Below are 1,712 nucleotides of genomic sequence, written 5' to 3' on the forward strand. Positions count from 1 at the left end.
CGCCCACCACTTTCATGTTTTCATACACTTTTAAGTGTAAGAAAAATAAACCGATGGAAATCGGTTTTTTTATGCCTGAATTAATACGCTCTGCTTAGAGTTTAAATAAGCAATCTATGAAAGTGGGTGCATAGCTCAGCTGGATAGAGTACTCGGCTACGAACCGAGCGGTCGGAGGTTCGAATCCTCCTGCGCCCACCACTTTCATAAACAAGCCGACATTAAGTCGGTTTTTTTGTGCCTAAAATAAAGTGAAATGTAAACTACCACTCCTGTAGCCGCAGAGCTTGCTCGCGTGAGAAGCGCCAGCTTCTAATCACTTACCACCGATATAACTGATACTTTATTTACGAGCTTCGCTCGTCGCGTCAGCAAGCTGCACGCCTACAAATAAAACCAACCCAATCTTTAAATCCAAACTCCGCGCTTATTCATCCGTTGTAGACGCTGAGCCTGCTCGCGTGAGAAGCGACAGCTTCTAATCACTATATCTACTCAAGCCCACTTAACCCTTTTCTAAAGCTGCTCTTTATTATTACCTATGTTATTTTAAACGCCTTGTTTAAAAGGATATTGCAGTATGTTTAAAACCCTATTTATTACGTTGTTTTTTATTTTTAGCGCCATTTTTATTGCAAGTGTGCAAGCCAACGAAGCTAATAACTCACTTGTAGTAGGTGCGCAGCAATATGCTAAATATTTACCGCAGTTAAAAAATAAACGTGTAGGGCTAGTAGTCAATCAAACATCAAGCGTAGGGGAAACTCACTTAGTAGATACTCTACTGACTAAAAACATAAACATAACTAAAATTTTTGCACCTGAGCATGGCTTTCGTGGCGATCACGATGCGGGCGCCCATGTGAAAAATGCTGTTGATGGTAAAACTGGTATTCCGCTTATTTCTATTTACGGTAAAAATAAAAAACCAAGCCAAGCTGCTTTAGCCGATGTTGATGTCATTATTTTTGACATTCAAGATGTGGGAGTGCGTTTTTATACCTACATAAGCTCTATGCACTACATGATGGAAGCCGCTGCAGAGCAGGGGATAGAATTTTTAGTACTCGATAGGCCCAACCCAAATATTGCCTACGTTGATGGGCCAATATTAGAGTCAGAATTTAAATCGTTTGTAGGCATGCACCCTATTCCTGTTTTACACGGCATGACCGTTGGCGAACTTGCCAAAATGATCAAGGGCGAGGGTTGGATCAATAAAGCGGCCGATTTAAAATTAACGGTGATCCCTGTTGATCATTACACTCGCAAAAGTACTTATAGCTTGCCTGTAAAACCCAGCCCTAATTTGCCTAACGATCAAGCCATTGCGCTTTACCCATCACTTTGCTTTTTTGAAGCAACGCCTATCAGCATTGGTAGAGGCACCGACTTTGCATTTCAAGTAATTGGCTATTCGCCAGTAGCATTAGGTGATTTTAATTTTACACCGCGCGCAATTAAAGGCGCTGCTTTAAACCCTAAATTTAAAAACCAAACCGTGCAAGGGCTCGATTTAAGACAAGCAAATATTACAGGTTTAAATTTAACTTACTTAATAAATGCGTACACGGAGCTTAGTAAAAATAACATCTCGTTTTTTGAGCGCGCTGACTTTATGGATAAGCTAGCGGGTACTAATAAATTGCGCTTAGCTATTGAAGCAGGGCAATCAGAAGCGCAAATAAAACAAAGCTGGCAGGCGGGGCTTG

The 1,712-nt window shown here is 41.1% G+C and carries 1 protein-coding gene and 1 tRNA gene; both read left to right on the forward strand.

All coding sequences use genetic code 11. From position 1 onward, the window contains the following. The first annotated feature begins 124 nt into the window (after nucleotides 1-124). A tRNA-Arg gene (locus H5072_RS18595) sits at nucleotides 125-201 on the forward strand. A gap of 379 nt (nucleotides 202-580) precedes the next feature. Next, on the forward strand, nucleotides 581-1,712 hold a 1,132-nt coding region (locus H5072_RS18600; protein WP_182694409.1), incomplete at its 3' end, for an exo-beta-N-acetylmuramidase NamZ domain-containing protein.

Origin of the sequence: Pseudoalteromonas sp. SR45-5 (assembly GCF_014163565.1) — a bacterium.
GTDB classification, from domain to species: domain Bacteria; phylum Pseudomonadota; class Gammaproteobacteria; order Enterobacterales; family Alteromonadaceae; genus Pseudoalteromonas; species Pseudoalteromonas distincta.